At 68.1% G+C, this 16,202-nt stretch carries 14 protein-coding genes; 5 read left to right on the top strand and 9 right to left on the bottom strand.

The window, feature by feature from the left end; all coding sequences use genetic code 11:
• Positions 1–113 precede the first annotated feature (113 nt).
• The 5 genes from ACFOSH_RS16780 to typA all read right to left on the bottom strand — a co-directional run bounded on the left by ACFOSH_RS16780 (position 114) and on the right by typA (position 8,567).
• Positions 114–1,049: an ABC transporter permease gene (locus ACFOSH_RS16780; protein ID WP_378239840.1), complete on the bottom strand. Its 936-nt coding sequence runs from the start codon at positions 1,047–1,049 to the stop codon at positions 114–116.
• Entirely contained in the window at positions 1,042–2,058 is a 1,017-nt protein-coding gene (locus ACFOSH_RS16775; RefSeq protein ID WP_378239971.1) for an ABC transporter permease, read from the bottom strand. The genes ACFOSH_RS16780 and ACFOSH_RS16775 overlap by 8 nt, the downstream gene beginning before the upstream one ends.
• Before the next feature lie 181 nt (positions 2,059–2,239).
• Positions 2,240–4,045: an ABC transporter family substrate-binding protein gene (locus ACFOSH_RS16770; protein WP_378239839.1), complete on the bottom strand. Its 1,806-nt coding sequence runs from the start codon at positions 4,043–4,045 to the stop codon at positions 2,240–2,242.
• Positions 4,046–4,332: 287 nt separating this feature from the next.
• Positions 4,333–6,042 (bottom strand): ABC transporter family substrate-binding protein, encoded by a 1,710-nt coding sequence (locus tag ACFOSH_RS16765; protein ID WP_378239970.1) that lies wholly within the window; start codon positions 6,040–6,042, stop codon positions 4,333–4,335.
• A 602-nt stretch (positions 6,043–6,644) separates the two neighbouring features.
• Entirely contained in the window at positions 6,645–8,567 is a 1,923-nt protein-coding gene (gene typA / locus ACFOSH_RS16760; protein WP_378239837.1) for a translational GTPase TypA, read from the bottom strand.
• Between the two features lie 212 nt (positions 8,568–8,779).
• Here typA and ACFOSH_RS16755 point away from each other — a divergent pair, with 212 nt between their 5' ends.
• Complete coding sequence (locus ACFOSH_RS16755; RefSeq protein ID WP_007028942.1) at positions 8,780–8,938, top strand: hypothetical protein; 159 nt, start codon at positions 8,780–8,782, stop codon at positions 8,936–8,938.
• Between the two features lie 21 nt (positions 8,939–8,959).
• Here the strand turns inward: ACFOSH_RS16755 and ACFOSH_RS16750 are convergent, their stop codons facing one another.
• Complete coding sequence (locus ACFOSH_RS16750) at positions 8,960–9,259, bottom strand: YciI family protein (RefSeq protein ID WP_378239835.1); 300 nt, start codon at positions 9,257–9,259, stop codon at positions 8,960–8,962.
• 335 nt (positions 9,260–9,594) lie between these two features.
• Here ACFOSH_RS16750 and trpS point away from each other — a divergent pair, with 335 nt between their 5' ends.
• Positions 9,595–10,560 carry a tryptophan--tRNA ligase gene (gene trpS, locus ACFOSH_RS16745; RefSeq protein ID WP_378239834.1) on the top strand — a complete coding sequence of 322 codons (966 nt, stop codon included), beginning with the start codon at positions 9,595–9,597 and terminating at the stop codon, positions 10,558–10,560.
• 49 nt (positions 10,561–10,609) lie between these two features.
• Here the strand turns inward: trpS and ACFOSH_RS16740 are convergent, their stop codons facing one another.
• The 3 genes from ACFOSH_RS16740 to ACFOSH_RS16730 are packed head-to-tail and all read right to left on the bottom strand — an operon-like array spanning position 10,610 to position 13,081.
• The gene (locus ACFOSH_RS16740; protein WP_378239832.1) at positions 10,610–10,999 is read right to left on the bottom strand and encodes a (deoxy)nucleoside triphosphate pyrophosphohydrolase; all 390 of its coding nucleotides are present in this window, start codon (positions 10,997–10,999) and stop codon (positions 10,610–10,612) included.
• A 10-nt stretch (positions 11,000–11,009) separates the two neighbouring features.
• Complete coding sequence (locus tag ACFOSH_RS16735) at positions 11,010–12,356, bottom strand: ATP-binding protein (RefSeq protein ID WP_378239831.1); 1,347 nt, start codon at positions 12,354–12,356, stop codon at positions 11,010–11,012.
• Positions 12,353–13,081 (bottom strand): response regulator transcription factor, encoded by a 729-nt coding sequence (locus ACFOSH_RS16730; protein WP_378239830.1) that lies wholly within the window; start codon positions 13,079–13,081, stop codon positions 12,353–12,355. The genes ACFOSH_RS16735 and ACFOSH_RS16730 overlap by 4 nt, the downstream gene beginning before the upstream one ends.
• 144 nt (positions 13,082–13,225) lie before the next feature.
• Between ACFOSH_RS16730 and ACFOSH_RS16725 the strand changes: the two genes are divergently transcribed.
• The 3 genes from ACFOSH_RS16725 to ACFOSH_RS16715 are packed head-to-tail and all read left to right on the top strand — an operon-like array spanning position 13,226 to position 16,184.
• Entirely contained in the window at positions 13,226–14,317 is a 1,092-nt protein-coding gene (locus ACFOSH_RS16725; RefSeq protein WP_378239829.1) for a LolA family protein, read from the top strand.
• A complete protein-coding gene (locus ACFOSH_RS16720) occupies positions 14,314–15,309 on the top strand; it encodes an ABC transporter ATP-binding protein (protein ID WP_378239828.1) in 996 nt (331 codons plus the stop codon). The genes ACFOSH_RS16725 and ACFOSH_RS16720 overlap by 4 nt, the downstream gene beginning before the upstream one ends.
• A complete protein-coding gene (locus ACFOSH_RS16715) occupies positions 15,306–16,184 on the top strand; it encodes an ABC transporter permease (protein ID WP_378239827.1) in 879 nt (292 codons plus the stop codon). The genes ACFOSH_RS16720 and ACFOSH_RS16715 overlap by 4 nt, the downstream gene beginning before the upstream one ends.
• Positions 16,185–16,202 lie beyond the last annotated feature (18 nt).

The following is a 16,202-nucleotide window of genomic DNA, read 5'->3' as shown; positions in this document are numbered from 1 at the left end:
CTTTTGGGCCGGAGGCCCACGTAAACGCGATGAAGGGGCGCCTCCCCGCTCAACCTGAGGTTGAAGCGGGTCGACGCCCCTTCGGCGCGTTTACGTCAGCGCGCGGAGATGAACTACGCCTTCATCTTCCGCTGCCGCGGGTCGAAAGCGTCCCGCAGACCGTCACCGATGAAGTTGATCGTCAGCGAGATCAGCACCAGCACGACGAACGGGCCGAAGAACAACGCCGGCCGCGCCTGCAGCTGCGCGTAGTTCTCGAGGATCACGCGACCGAGCGAGGTGTCCGGTAGCTGCACCCCGAGCCCGATGAAGGACAGCGCCGCCTCGATCAGCACGGCCTGCGCGATCGCGAGGGTCGCGTTGACCGTGATGAGGCCGACCATGTTCGGCACCAGGTGCTTGAACACGATGTGGAGCGTCCCGGCACCGGACGCGCGGGCGGCGTCCACGAACTCGCGCTGGGACAGCGACATCGACTCGGCCCTGGCGATACGGGCGATCGGCATCCAGCCGAAGGCCGCCAGCACCATCGCGACGATGTACCAGGTACCGCCACCGAACACCTTCGCCAGGATGGCGGCGGCGGCGATCTGCGGGACGATCAGGAACAGGTCCGTCACGCGCGAGATCGCCGAGTCGGTGAAGCCGCGCAGGTACCCCGCCATGGCCCCGAAAACGGTTCCGATGGTGGTGGCGACGAGCGACACGATGAGCGCGATCAGCAGCGAGTACTGGGTGCCGCGCAGGATCTGCGACACCATTTCCTTGCCGACCTGCGTCGTGCCGAGCGGGTATTCCCCGCTGGGTTTGGCGAAGGAGGGGAAGGAACTGTCTTCGTAGCTGTAGGGCCAGAAGATCGGCATGATCAGCACGGTGAGCACGAGCAGCAGCAGGATACCCGTGCAGATCATCGCCAGCTTGTGCCGCAGGAACTTGCGCAGGACCAGCTTGCCCTGGCTCTGCGGCTCGGGCATCGCCTCCGCGGGTGTCTTGCCCGCGGCGGCGGCCGCGGAGTCGTCCGCCTCGATGAGGGAGTTCAAGTCAGCCAACGCGAATCCTCGGGTCCAGGATGCCGTACATCAGGTCGGCGATCAGGTTGGCGACGATGATGCTGCTGGCGATGAGTACCAGCCACCCCATCATCACCTGCGTGTCGCTCTTGGTCACGGCTTCGACGAGCAGCTTGCCCATGCCATTCCAGTTGAACACCGTCTCGGTGATGATCGCGCCCGAGAGCACGGCACCGAAGTTGACGGAGAACAGGGTGGTCACCGGGATGAGCGCGTTCCGGAAGGCGTGGCGGAAGATGACCCGGCTGTTGGCGAGTCCCTTGGCGCGCGCCGTCCGCACGTAGTCCGCGTTCAGCGTCTCCAGCATCGAAGCGCGCTGGAACCGGCTGTAGGCGGCGAAGCTGATCGCCATGATGGACAACGTCGGCAGCAGATACGCGCCGATATAACTCGCCAGGAAGCCGCCTGGTCCGTCCAGATTCAGCGATTCCGGACTCGTGGTGCGGATCCAGGGATTACCGAGCACATCGGACAGTCCCAGATCCCGTACCCAGCCATTGAACTCGATCGCGTACCGCTTGAGCACGATGGCGACACAGAAGATCGGCATCGAGAACAGCAGGAACGCCAGCGTGGTGGCGATGTAGTCGATGATCGAGTACTGCTTGACCGCCGCGATCACACCGACGAGGACGCCGAGGATGAGCGCGAGGATCTCGGCTCCGACGACGAGCTTCAAGGTGACCTCGAACGCGGCCATGACCTTCGGGAACACCGGGGCCTGCGCGTTGCCCTGTGCGATGGAAACGCCCCAGTCGCCGGTGACGAAGTTGCCGAGCCAAGTGAAGTACCGGGGCACGATGCTCTGGTCCAGCCCGAGCTGCGAGGCCATCTGGGCGATGGCTTCCTTGCTCATGGCCGGGTTGCTCTTCATCTCGGCGAGCGGGTCACCGGTGCCGGCGACCATGACGAAACACAGGAAAGTCCCGACCAACAGGACGGGAATCGATATCGCCAGACGGCGAAGAATGTAGATCACCAGGTTCAACGAACTGCTCCTCATCCGGGCCTGGTCGCCGAAGTGCTGGACCGCTGCCCGGTTGTCCACCGTAGTGGCGGTAACCCTACGGTCAACAGCTACTTCCGGCGGGTACGGGGGCCCGGCTTGTGGCCGGGCCCCCTACCACCAGGATCGCGTAAGCGAGTGGTGAAAAAGCGGGGCGGAAGCCCTACTTCTTCTGCTCCCACTCACCGGCGTTCCACAGGACACCGTTGTACGACTGCATGTAAGTGCGGTCGATGCCCTTGAACGCCCACATGGACGGGGTCTGGAACAGCGGCAGCGTCGCGTACTCGTCCGCGATCGCCTGGTCCGCCTTCTGGTAGCTCTCCAGCTGCACGGCCTCGTCGGTGGCCTTCACGGCCGCCTCGAAGGACGAGTCGATCGTCGGGTTCGACAGGCCCTGGTAGTTCTGGCTGCTGTCGTCGACACGGGTGATGTAGATCGACTTCTGCTCGGCCTTGAACGGAGCGGCGGACCAGCCGAAGAGCGCGGCGTCGTAGTCGCTGGCCGCGAGACGGCCACCCTTCAGGAAGTTGGCGTCCTGGTCGTCCGTGATCTCGATACCGGCGGCCTTGGCCTGCGAGATGATGATCTCGACGGTCTGCTGACGGCGGGTGTTCTGGTTGTGCGAGATCTTGAACGACGCGCGCTGGCCGTCCTTGGCGAAGATACCGTCGCCACCCTTGACCCAGCCGTTGTCGGTCAGCGTCTTGGCCGCGGCCTGGGCGCCCAGACCGGCCTTGCTGCTGTACAGGTCCTTGAAGCCCTGCTCGCCCGGCATGAACACGATGCTGTTCAGCGGGGTCGCGTCGGCCTGGACCTCCTTCAGGAGCTTGTCGGTGATCTCCTGGCGGTTGACGACCTCGAAGAACGCCTTACGCAGGTTCTTGTCCTTGAACATGCGCTTGTAGTTCAGGTCGATGTGCTCGAAGGTCAGCTGCGAGGCCGAACCGTAGGTGACACCCTGGGCGGAAAGGCCCTTCATGGTGCCGGCGGCGGTGGCGTCGGGCTGGGTCGAAGCGGCGACGTCGATCTCGCCGTTCTGCAGCGCGGTCGCCATGGCCTTGGTGTCCTCCATCGCCTTCACGACGATCTTGGAGGGGCCACCCTTGCCACCGATCCAGTTCGGGTTCTTCTCGAGCGTGACGGCCTTCTGGTTGGCGTCGAACGCGGTGATCTTGTACGGGCCCGAAGCCGGCATGTCCTCGGCCTTGAAGGCCTTGAAGCCGTTGGTCCAGAAGTCACCGGCCGCCTTGAGCTGAGCAGCGTCGCTGGTCGGCGTCAGCTTGGTGATGTCGGGGATGTTCGACCGCTTCTCGACGATGTGCGCCGGCATGATCGCGGTCGAGTTGAACAGACCCTTGTAGTCCAGGTACGGCTCGGTGTACTTGGTCTCGAAGGTCAGGTCGTCCTTGCAGGTCGCCTGGTCGATCAGCTGGTAGCCGGTCGTCGAAGCGGCGAGGAAGGCCTGCTTGCCGTCGGCGGTCTTCGCCTTGCCGGAGTGCGCCAGCCACGACAGGTACATGTCGTCGCAGTCGAACGCCTCGTTGTCGGACCACTTCACGTTCGGCTTGATCTTGTAGACGACCGTCTGCGGCGACTTGGAGGTGACCTCCCAGCTGTCGAAGACGTCGTTGTTCAGCAGCACCTTGTTGTTGCCGTCGAGCACATCGGCGCCGGCGAGCACGGCCGTCAGGATGTAGGTGTTGTACGACGTGTTGGTGTCGGGCGTGTCGTTGTTGTAGCCCGAGTACCCGTCGTCGATACCCACCGTGACGGTGCCCTCGTACCCCTTGGTGTCCGCGAGCTTGAAGTTTTCGCCGTTCTGCGCCTTGCCGAGCGCCATGGCCTTGATGTCGGTCGACGACCCGTTCTGGTCGGAACTGCCGCTGTCGCCACCGCTGCATGCGCTCAGCACAAGCGCGGAGGCCGCGACCAGCGACCAGGCGGAGACTGCCTTGGACTTCCTCATGAAGTGTGCCCTCCTAGCACTGGGTTCCTGAGATCGGAACAGGACCCCACACCGCTCCGGTGAGATGGCCCGGAGCCTATGACACGCCAAGCAACACTCATTTGGCGCACTGCGGGTGCACGCTAGAAAGGAAATGCACTAACAGTCACCAGTTACGGGGCGATCGTGACCAAAGGGTAACTTGCGGCTGACATCAAGAAATACAGTGGTTACCTTGAGGAATCAGTCCGCCACTCGAACGTGCCGAGAAAGGTCACCCTCCAGGGGCGGACTTGGACTCGAATCGGCTACTTCGGACCCCGCGTCCAGTTCACCGCCGACCCGAAAGGGCCCACCATAGGAGGACCAGCGGTTACTCCGGAAATACCAGAGCCGATGGCCAGGGTATCGGCCAGCTGGAACAACGGAATGGCAACATTCCGACGCCACAATTCCGGTTCCAGGGTCGAAAGCGTGTCGGCGACCGGCGTGGTCCCGGTCAGGGCGGCGTCGATCGACGGCTGCAGGGCCGGGTCGCAGAAGCCCAGCGGGTTCCCCGGGACGACGGCCTTGGTCTTGTCGGCGAGCTGATCGGGGCGGCAGCCGAAGGTGGACGCCAGCACCGACGCGACGTCCGCACCCCCGGTGACCTGGCCGATCACCGCGATGTCGATGCCGACGTTGCCCGCGCCTTCCGGCGTCGTCTGCTGGATCCCATTGAGCACCGGCATCGCCAGCAGCGTCGAGAACAGCTCCCTCGGCTGCGGCGCGATCGCGTTGACCTCGATCCCCGCGGCCACCAGTTGCGCCGTCAGCTCCTTGGCGATCGTCGCGTACGGCTCCTGCTTGGCGGGCGAGGCGACGACCAGCGAAAGGTTCTTCCCGTTCTTGCGCCAGGTCCCGGCTTCCTTGGTGTACCCGGCGGATTTGAGCAGTTCCTCTCCCCTGGCCGGATCCGCCGCCGACGGCGGGCCGGGGGCCGGGATGGTCGGCTGGAAGCCGGTGGCCGACGGGACGCGGACCTGGGCGTCGGCGTGGAGCTTGTCCGACGGCCCGCCCTTCGCCGCCTCGGTGATCAGCTTGCCGCGGTCGATCAGCGCGGTGACGCCTTCGCGCACCTTGGGATCCGAAAGTGTCGGGCTCACCGGCCGCAGGAGGATCTGCGCGACCGTGGGCCGGGCGACCGTATGCAGCTGGACGGCGGAACCGAGCTCGCCGAGCCGCTTGAGACCGGTGCCGCCGGTCCTGGTCATCGCGAACTGGTCGTTGCCGCTGCGCAGAGCGGCCAGCGTGCCGTCCTCATCGGCCGCACGGAGCACGATCCGGTCGAGGGCGGAGGGTTTCTCCCAGTAGCGCTCGTTGCGCTCCAGGACGACCTCTCCGCGCGCCGTGTCGAGGCCCTTGATCGAGTACGGCCCGGCGACGGCGGGGAACGTCGTCGCCAGCGCGCCCTGCCAGCCGCTCGGGGCATCCTTGAGCAGGTGGGCGGGAAGCAGGTCGTTGAAGAGCGTCTGCCAGCCCGGGTACGGCTTGCCGAAGGTGACCTCGACCCGCTTGCCGCCTTCCCGCGACTGGATATCCGAGATCAGCCGGTAGCCCGCGGCGCCGATGACGCCGGGCTGGTCACGCATCGCCTCGCGGAGGTACGCGAAGTCCTCGGCGGCGATCGGCGCGCTGTCGGACCAGGAGGCGTCCGGCCGGATCGTGTACGCGACCGTGAACGGCTGCTGCGAGATGACCTCGGCGGACTTCATCAGGCTCTTGTCCAGCTCGAAGCTGCCGTCGTCCTTCGGGCGGAACACCGACGGGAGCAGCAGCTGCGAGAGCGCCGACGTCACCTGGGAGGCGTCGGCGAGGTTGTGCGGGTTGTAGCCGCCGAGAACGTCGTCGACACCCACGACGACCTGCGAAGGCGTCTTCGTGGTCGAGGTGCTCACCGGCGAGGCAGAGGAGCTGACCACCGGCGGGGGCGGGGTGTTGCTGCAGGCGGCGAGGAGCACGGCCGCGCACGCCAGCATGGGCGCCGCTGTGTTCGATGACCGCACGCCTGAATCCTCCTGCTTTGTCCCTCGCCCCGTCGCCATAGAGCTATCACGCCGGTCATGGCCTTGGCTGCGAGATTCCCATATCGGCCCGGTCGTCGCCCGACCGGATGCCGCCCTCCTCCGGTGGACGTCCGGGAGGCCCCCGGGGTTCCTCCCCCCGCCGACACTTTTCGGCCCCCACCGAAACGAGCCCGCTCGGCAATGGGTTCCGCGCCCCGGAACATTCCGGAACGGCGGACCGGAATGTTCACCACCGGACGATTGACGACGGAAACGATCGCGATCGAGAGTCCAATCCGGACGCATTTTGGATCTTTTGTTTCGCGGCGGCTCTGATCCACGTTCTCGGGACGCTGCGCGTCACCGCACTCGCGCCTTGGGGTGAACCCGTTCCGGCGTTGTGAACACCGTCCAAAAAGGAGAACGACTTTCCCGGCGGAATTGTCGAGAAAGGACTCCTTCTCACCAGGAACACTCGATCGAATACGGTGCGTGACCATCAATACCGCCGGAAACGCCGAAGGGCGCCTACTCACAGTAAGTGAGTAGGCGCCCTTCGGCGTTCACTGAGGAGATCAGCCGCGGTTCTTGTTGCGGTTGCGCTCCTTGGCGCGCTGGTTGACGTCCAGCGTGACCTTGCGGATCCGGACGACGTCGGGGGCGACCTCGACGCACTCGTCGACGGAGCAGAACTCCAGCGCCTCCTCCAGGCCCATCTTGCGCGGGCGGGCCAGGGTCTCCATCACGTCGGCGGAGGACTGACGCATGTTGGTCAGCTTCTTCTCCTTGGTGATGTTGATGTCGAGGTCCTCGGCGCGCGGGTTCTCACCGACGACCATGCCCTCGTACACCTCGGCGCCCGGCTCCACGAAGAAGGTGCCGCGGTCGGCGAGCTGGATCATCGCGTACGCGGTGATGGGGCCCGAGCGGTCGGCGACCAAGGAACCCGAGTGGCGGGTGCGGATCTCGCCCGCCCACGGGAAGTAGCCCTCGAACACGTGGTTCGCGATCCCGGTGCCGCGGGTCTCGGTGAGGAAGTCGGTGCGGAAGCCGATCAGGCCGCGCGCCGGGAGGACGTAGTCGAGCTTGATCCGGCCCGAGCCGTGCCCGCCCATGTGCTCCATGCGGCCCTTGCGGGCGGCCAGCAGCTGCGTGATGCTGCCGAGGTACTCCTCCGGGGAGTCGATCGACAGGCGCTCGAACGGCTCGTGCAGCTTGCCGTCGATCATGCGGGTGACCACCTGCGGCTTGCCGACGGTCAGCTCGAAGCCCTCTCGGCGCATCTGCTCGACGAGGATCGCCAGCGCCAGCTCGCCACGGCCCTGGACCTCCCAGGTGTCGGGGCGCTCGGTCGGCAGCACCTTGATGCTGACGTTACCGATCAGTTCCTGGTCCAGCCGGGTCTTGACCAGGCGCGCGGTGACCTTGTCGCCGCCGCTGCGGCCGGCCAGCGGCGAGGTGTTGACACCGATGGTCATCGAGATGGCGGGCTCGTCGACGGCGATCCGGGGCAGCGCCTCGGGGTTCTCGACGTCGGCCAGCGTGTCGCCGATGGTGATGTCGGGGATGCCGGCGATGGCGACCAGTTCGCCCGCGCTGGCCTCGGTCGCCGGGACGCGGGTGAGCGCCTCGGTGACCAGCAGCTCGGAGATCCGGACGTTCTGGATACTGCCGTCCTCACGCATCCAGGCCACGGTCTGGCCCTTGCGCAGGTTGCCGGAGTGGATGCGGATCAGCGCGATCCGGCCGAGGAAGTTCGAGGCGTCGAGGTTGGTGACCAGCGCGCGCAGCGGGCCTTCGCGGTCCGCGAAGGGCGGCGGCACGTGACGCAGCAGGGTCTCGAACAGCGGGTCGAGGTTCTCGCTCTCGGGCACCGCGCCGTCGGCGGGCTGCTCGAGGCTCGCCTTGCCGGACCGCGCGGAGGCGAACACGACCGGCAGGTCGAGGATCGCGTCGAGGTCGGCGTCCTCGATGTCACCCGCCAGGTCGAGCAGCAGGTCGTGGGTCTCCTCGACGACCTCGGAGATCCGGGCGTCGGGGCGGTCGGTCTTGTTGACGACCAGGATCACCGGCAGGCCGGCTTCGAGGGTTTTGCGGAGCACGAACCGGGTCTGCGGAAGCGGGCCCTCGCTGGCGTCCACCAGCAGGACGACGCCGTCGACCATGGCCAGGCCGCGTTCGACCTCGCCGCCGAAGTCGGCGTGACCGGGGGTGTCGATGACGTTGATCGTCACCGGGCCGTTCTCGGTCTCGCGGTGGATGGAGGTGTTCTTCGCGAGAATGGTGATGCCCTTTTCCCGCTCGAGCTCTCCGGAGTCCATCACGCGGTCGACGAGTTCGGCGCGCTCCTCGAAGGCACCGGACTGCCGGAGCATGGCGTCGACGAGGGTCGTCTTGCCGTGGTCGACGTGTGCGACGATGGCGACGTTGCGCAGGTCGGGCCGGGTCTTGCCGGACGAGCGGCCGGCATCGACTGCGGTGGCGCTGGCTGCGGGCACGCGAAGGCTCCAAAGGTTTCAAGTGCGGGTATGGTGCCCGCGCCTCCCCGATCGCTTCACCTCACGCGATCGAGTAACGTCGGCCGACTTTGGCCATACGCGGACCACACCAGCGTACCTGTAGCCGAACTGTGAGCACCCCCACGCCCCAAGATCGGTTAGCCTCACCTAATGTGTGAGGCGTCGCCGACGTAGTCCGACAAGGAGCGCGAGTGGGCAAGAAATTACCCGACGACCCGCACAAGCTCGTGCGCAAATGGATGAAGTCCGGCAAGGTCAAGAAGAAATGCTGCCGCTCGAAATCACGATGCGGCAAATGTCCCGTTCTCGCCCTGAAAAAGGCGAAAACGAAGATCGCGAAAGCGGCTTGACCGCGTCATCGGCAATGATCGTCAGTGCACCACCGCTTCGTTGATCAACCGCAGTTCCGGCGCGGTCCGGGTCGGCGAGAACTCGATCACCTCGTAGCCGGCCATGTGCTTGACCGAGAAGGGGTCCGTCGCGAGGATCGCGTCCAGCTTTCCCCTGGCCATGGGCCTGGTGATGATGACGCCGCCGATGCGCGGATTGCGCCTTCCGGAGGCGAGGAAATTGCCGTGCTCGTACTGCTTGGTCAGCCAGTCGGCGTGATCCGGGAGCACGTAGTCGATTTCTTCGATAGGGGCGGTATAGGTCAGCAGCACGACATACATGAGATGAAGGTAGACCCGGATCTTCAATGTGACGGGCGTACTGGATCAGCCGATACGAATTGTTGACGCGCCGTGCCCGGAATGAGTGAAATCATCCCGCGTTTCGTCCTCTGGATGCGCAAGTTCGACGCCGAACTACCGCATCCGGAGGACGAAACGCGGGACACTCTGTAGGGTGGACCGCATGCGCCCGCAGAACGCTTCGTGGTGGCCGCCCTCCGGCGGCCCCGAAGTCCTGCGCTGAACCAGACGAGCGCACCACCAGGCCGCCCCACCGGGCGGCCTTTTTCGTGCCCGGACCCTGGGGCGGCCCGAATCCGGAAGGAAGAAGGCAGATGATCAGGTTGTCCGGGATCACCCCGTCCGGCCATGTCCACGTCGGGAACCACCTGGGGGCCATCCGGCGCTGGGCGGACGAGGGCGGGCCGGACGACCTGTACTTCGTCTCCGACCTGCACGCCATGACGAACTCGCACAATCCGGCGAAGCTGCGTTCGATGGCGTCGGAACAGCTGGCCGTGCTGATCGCGGCCGGGATCGAGCCGGACCGCGTGTTCGTGCAGTCCGACCTCGCCCGCGAGCTGGGCGCCCTCAACTGGGTCCTCGAGTGCACCTGCAACTACGGCGAGGCCGCCAGGATGATCCAGTTCAAGGAGAAGTCGAAGGGCCGCGCCGGGGTCCGGCTGTCCCTGCTGACCTACCCGGTGCTGATGGCGGCGGACATCCTGCTGCAGGGCGCGGACGAGGTCCCGGTCGGCGAGGACCAGCGGCAGCACGTCGAACTGGCGAGGACGCTGGCCAAGCGGTTCAACTCCACCTACGGCGACGTGTTCACCATGCCGAAGGCGGTGCTGCCGCCCGCCGGAGCGCGGGTCATGGACCTCGCCGAGCCGACGCGCAAGATGTCGAAGTCGACGCGGGAGGAGGCCGGGGTCGTCTTCGTCCTCGACGAGGCGGACCAGGTCAGACGGAAGGTCAAACGCGCGAAGACCGACGGAGGCTCGAAGCCGGCCTACGCGCCCGAAGCCCGGCCCGGGATGGCGAACCTGCTGGACATCCTCGCGGCGTGCACCCGGGAGAAGCCCGAGGACCTCGCCGACCGGTTCGACTCCTACGGCCAGGTCAAAGAGGCTGTCGCCGAGGCGCTCATCGAGGAGCTGAGGCCGGTCCGGGAACGCGCGCTCGCGCTGCTGGCCGACCCCGGTGAGCTGGAGCGGGTCCGGAAGGCGGGTGCCGTCCGGGCCGCGGAGCGCGGCGAGCACCGGCTCCAGTCCGCACTGCGCCTCATCGGTGCCGGCTGAAGGTCCGTGAAGGCCTCCTTCCCTACTTTGAGGGTAGGGAAGGAGGCCTTCACGGACTTGCGAGCAGGGTGTGCAGGGCGGGCAGGAGGACGCGGTCGGCGGGCAGCCAGTCGAGGTCGTCGAGGTCGCGCGCGGTGATCCACCGGACGTCCTTGTGCTCCACCGCCCGCGGCTCGTCCCCCGCGCTGACCAGCGAAGCGGCGTAGATCCGCAGCACCCTCCCGTTCGGCAGCGGGACGTCGTCACCGACCCTGCCCCCGACTGTCACGGCGACGTCCAGCTCCTCCAGGCATTCACGCGCCAAAGCGGCCTCGTCGCTTTCTCCGTCTTCGACCCGCCCGCCCGGCAGCTCCCACTGCCCGGCGTGGTCGGCGGGCCAAGCCCGCTGCTGCGCCAGCAGCTGTCCGTTCCGCACGATGGCGGCACCCACGATCACCACGCGGCACACCCTAGCCAGACCGATCAGCCAGGCCGGGCCGGGCCGCCTGCCAGACGATCTGGAAGCGCGCCCCGCCATCGGGTGACTCACCGACGCGGACCCGGCCCCCGCGCCGCCGGACGGCCTCCGCGACCATCGCCAGTCCCAGCCCGGTGCCGCCGGAGGACCGCGCCCGCGAGTCGGAAACGCGGTAGAACCGGTCGAAGACACGCTCCCGGTGCTCCGGCGCGATACCCGGCCCGTCGTCGTCGACCACCACCCGCACGGTGGACCGCGACGCGAGCACCGACACCACGATCTCGCCGCGCGCGTACCGGCAGGCGTTGCGCAGCAGATTGCTCAGCACCAGTTCGACCTCGGCGTGCGTCGCCAGCGCCCACGCCGTCCCGACCGTGCCGGTCACCCGGACGTCCGGCGCGTCGGCGGGCATCCGCGCGACCGCGGCCCGCACCTCGCTCACCAGCTCGACCGGTTCGGCGGGCGGGACCTCCCCCGCGTCCGACCTCGCCAGCGCCAGCAGCCCGTCGAGCAGCGCGGAAAGCCGCTCCGCCTCCTCCAGGATGTCGGAAAGCGTCTCCTGGGAGAGGTCGGGATCGGGGTTGGCGACGGCGACCTCGGCCTGGACGCGGATCGACGCGACCGGCGAGCGGAGCTCGTGCGCGGCGTCCCCGGTGAACCGCCGCAGCCGACCGGCGCCCTCCTCCTGCCGGGCCAGCAGGGCGTTGAACTCCTCGGCCAGCGCGCGGAGTTCGTCGTGCGAATCCGGCAACGGCAGCCGCGCGCCCGGCGGGAGCGCCCGCACAGAACCGCGCATCCGCGCCACCGGCCGCAGCGCGAACCGCACCAGCAGCCACGTCGCGATCCCGGCCCCCACCGCGCCGACCGACGCGACCACGAACAGCCACAGCCCACCGGAGTGCACGGCGGTGGCGAAGCCGACCAGACCGGCGCCGGCGGCGACGAGCCGCTGCTGCCCGTCGGGGGCGGTGATCACGGTGCCGACCCAGCGCCAGCTGTGCTCACCACCGGTCGTGACCGGTTCGCCCGCCTTCAGCGCGCGGACGTCCGCGGCGCCGAGGTTCGCGGCGGGCAGGCCGTCGACCGGGCCGCCGCCGGTGTCGAGGACGCGGACGGTGACCGCCGAGGCCGTCGGCGGCCGCCCGGCGGAGACGTCGGCCTTCGCGATCTCCAGCTGGGCGCTCAGCTCGTCGTCGACCGAGCCGATGAGCAGCGGCTGGAGGTTGTCCCCGGCGACCGCCGCGAGCCCGAGCAGGAAACCGAGCGTGACCGCGGCCGCGAGCAGGGTGATCCGGACCTGGAGCGATCGGCGGCGCCACCAAGACGGTGAGCCGATCACCCCTGTCCCGCCGGGGCGATCACTTCGTCGAGCTGCGCGTCCGAGGCCAGGTAGCCGTGCCCGCGCACGGTCCGGACCAGCGCGCCGGCGCCGACGGCGTCGAGTTTGCGCCGCACGTAGCCGACGTAGACCTCGACGACGTTGCGGGTCGCGGCCTGCTCGTCACCCCAGACGGCGCGCAACAGCTCGTCCTTGGTGACCACCGTTCCGGCGCGGCCCGCCAGCACCTCCAGCAGCGCGAACTCGCGGGGGCTGAACGACACCTCGATGCCGTCGTAGCGGACCTGCCGCAGGCTCCGGTCGACTTCGAGCGCGCCGATCCGCAGCGGTCCGCGGATCGCGTCCGGCGACGCCCGCCGCAGCACCGCGCGCACCTGCGCGACCAGGACGACGAACGAGAACGGCTTCACGAGGTAGCCGTCGGCGCCGAGGTCGAGGCCGTCCGCCTGGTCGACCTCGCCGTCCTTCGCGGAGATCATCAGCACCGGCGTGGTGACGCCGAGCGCCCGCAGCCGTTCGAGCACGCGGTAGCCGGAAAGACCCGGAAGCATGATGTCGAGCAGGACGACGTCGAAGGAGCCCGTCTGCGCGAGCCGCAGTCCGCTGGGCCCGTCGGCCGCCGTGACCACGTCCATGTCCTCGGCGCGCAGCCCCCGCTGCAACGCCTTGCGGACGCCGGGCTCGTCGTCGACCACCAGTACTCGAGGTTTCACGTCCTTCATCATTCACGCTTTCACCAGCTCACGCGCGAGCTCTCAGCGCCATCTCAGCTCGGACGGCGGAGTCTGAGTGGTATCTCAGCGTTTCCGGGGAAGCGTTGTCGCCAAGACCCGAGCACACTGGGGTTCGGGGAACCAGGGAGAGACAGCATGGATCCGAAGAGGAAGGCCATCACCGCGGCGGTGGTGGGGACCGCGCTCGGTGTCGGCGGGCTCGCCGTCGTCGCGATGCCGGCCACCGCGGGTGACGCCCCGGTGCTGCCGCAGATCAGCGCCGAAGAGCTGGTGCAGTCGACGCTCAACGCGAAGCCGGCGGCGTTCGACGGGAAGGTCAAGGTCGACAACGACCTCGGCCTGCCGCAGATCGGCAGCACGCTGCCCGGCGCGTCCGCGCTGAACATCGACTCGGCGCAGATCTCGACCGACGGCGCGGGCAAGAGCAAGGTGTCGCTCACCGAGGGCTCCAGCCAGCAGACCATCGTCCGGAACGGCCAGACCGTCTGGGAGTACAACTCCAAGGACAACTCCGCGAACAAGGTGACCATCCCGGCCGACCTGGCCAAGGAGCACCAGAACAAGGCCGAGGGCCAGGCCGTCGACCCGGCGACAGTGGCTTCGGAACTGCTCGGCAAGGTGCGGGAGAGCAGCACGATCGCCGTCGACGGGACGTCCTCGGTGGCGAACCGTTCGGCGTACGAACTGGTGCTGACCCCGAAGCCGGCCGAGCGGACGCTCCTGCGTGAGATCCGCGTCGCGATCGACGAACAGACCCGGATGCCGCTGCGGCTGACGGTGCTGGCCAACGGCACCGCCTCCCCGGCACTGGAGGTCTCGTTCAGCGAGATCAACTTCGCGAACCAGCCCGCGTCGAACTTCGAGTTCACCCCGCCGAAGGGCGCGAAGGTGACCGAGAAGACCGCCGAGGTCGACCCGAAGAACCGCGAGCTCGCCGAGCAGGCGAAGTCCGAGGTCAAGGTCGTCGGCGACGGCTGGGACACCGCGATCATCGGCAAGATCCCGGCCGACGCGCTGGCCAAGGCCGGTAGCGCGAAGGACGAGGAAGGCCGTCAGGTCGACCCGAAGGCGCTGCTTTCGCGGTTCGCCAAGCCGGTCAGCGGCGCGTGGGGCAGCGGCTGGCTGGTGACCACCAAGGTCGGCAGCGGTGTGCTGACCGACGACGGCCGCTACGCCATCGGCGCGGTGCCGGAGCAGGTCCTCTTCGAGGCATTGGCCGCGAAGTGACCACCACGTTCGAAGCCGGGACGGACGCCTCTCAGGAGGCGTCCGCTCCGGCGGTACCCATGGCGGCCCGCACCAGGGGCCTGCGCAAGGTCTACGGCCGCACGGTGGCCGTTGACCACGTCGATCTCGACGTTCCCGAAGGCGCCGTGCTGGGGATGCTCGGCCCCAACGGTTCGGGTAAGACGACGACCATCCGGATGCTGCTCGGCCTCGTGCGACCCACCGAGGGCGAGGTCGAACTCTTCGGCAAGCGGATGCCCGACGAGGCGGCGCACGCGCTGCCCGACGTCGGCGCACTGGTCGAAGGACCGGGCTTCCACCCTTTTCTCTCCGGGCGGGAGAACCTGATGCGCGTGGCGGCGGCCGAACCGAGGCTGGCCTCGGCCGGGATCCCCGGTGCGGTCGACGCGGCGCTTGAGCGCGTCGGCCTGACCGACGCCTCGACCCGGCGCTACAAGGGGTACTCGCTGGGCATGAAGCAGCGGATGGGGCTGGCGAGCGCGCTGCTCGTGCCGCGGCGGATGGTCGTGCTCGACGAGCCGACGAACGGCCTCGATCCGGCCGGTACCAGGGAGATCCGCCGGATCATCGGTGAACTGCACGCCGACGGCGTCACCGTGCTGGTGTCGTCGCATCTGCTGGCCGAGGTCGAGGCGACCTGCACCCACGTCGCGGTGCTCCAGTCGGGGAACGTGATCGCCCAGGGCGAGCTCACGGAACTGCTGGAGTCGGGGAACGCGGCACTGCTGGTGCGGACGCCCGACGCCGAGCTCGCGGTGGAAACGTTGCGGGAGAACAGGATCGGCAGCAGGCTCACGCCGGACGGCGTCCGCGTGGACCTCACCGCGGCCGAAGCTCCCGACGTGCTGCGCCATCTGGTGACCGCGGGGGTGGCCGTGCACGAGGCGGCGCGGGCGCGCACCGGCCTGGAAGACCTGTTCGCCCGGCTGACCCAGCCGGAGTCCACTGTAGACGGTGAGGGGGAGTCGTGACCCACGCTCTGGCCGCGGCACCCGCGGCACGGACCGGGCGGGACAGCGTCGGCCTGCTCCGGTTGTATCGCGCCGAACTGCGCTGGATCTTCCGGCGGCCCCGCACGCTGGCCGTGCTGGGACTGCTCGCGCTGATCCCGATCGTGATCGGCGTCGCGCTGACCTTGGTCGACCCCGCGGAGTCGAACGGTGGTGGCGGCGGAGGGGACGGCGCGCTGCTCGCCTCCGCGATGAACAACGGTTTCGTGCTGCCGGTCGCGGCGCTGACCATGACACTGGCGCTGCTCCTGCCGCTCGCTTCGGCGATGGCCGGGGCGGACGCGATCGCCGGCGAGGCGGCGCACGGAACGCTGCGAGGCTGGCTGATCGCCCCTGTCGGCAGGGGCAGGCTGCTCGCGATCAAGGCGTTCGGCGTCGCGACGGTTTCGGTGCTCGCGGTACTGGCCATGACGTTCACCGGGTTCGTCACCGGGCTGATCATCAGCGGAACCGACTCGATGTTCACCCTCACCGGTTCGACGCTGAGCGTCTGGGACGCGCTGGGCAGGCTCCTGGTCGTGGCCCTGTGGATCACCCTGCAGCTGTGGGCGGTCGGCGCGGTCGCGCTCGCGATCTCGTCGTTCACCGAGCATCCGATGCTGGTGGTGGCCTCGGTGCTGGCCGGGACGATCGTGTTCACCATTCTCGGCTTCCTGGACGCGGTCTCGTGGCTGCATCCATTCCTCCTCAACAAGGACTGGTCGATGGCGCCGGCCTCGGTGCTGATGGATCCGCTGGACACGACGCTGCTCGGCGAGGGCGCGCTGCGCGCCGCTTGCTACATCGTCATCGGGCTCTCGATCGCCTACTCGCGCCTGACCACGCGCGACGGCTGACCCCGCGTTTCGTCCTCT

Source organism: Amycolatopsis speibonae, assembly GCF_042647925.1.
In the GTDB taxonomy this organism is placed as follows: Bacteria; Actinomycetota; Actinomycetes; order Mycobacteriales; family Pseudonocardiaceae; genus Amycolatopsis; species Amycolatopsis speibonae.
Note: the sequence above shows the minus strand (reverse complement) of the source record. Positions and strands in the feature narration are given on the sequence as shown.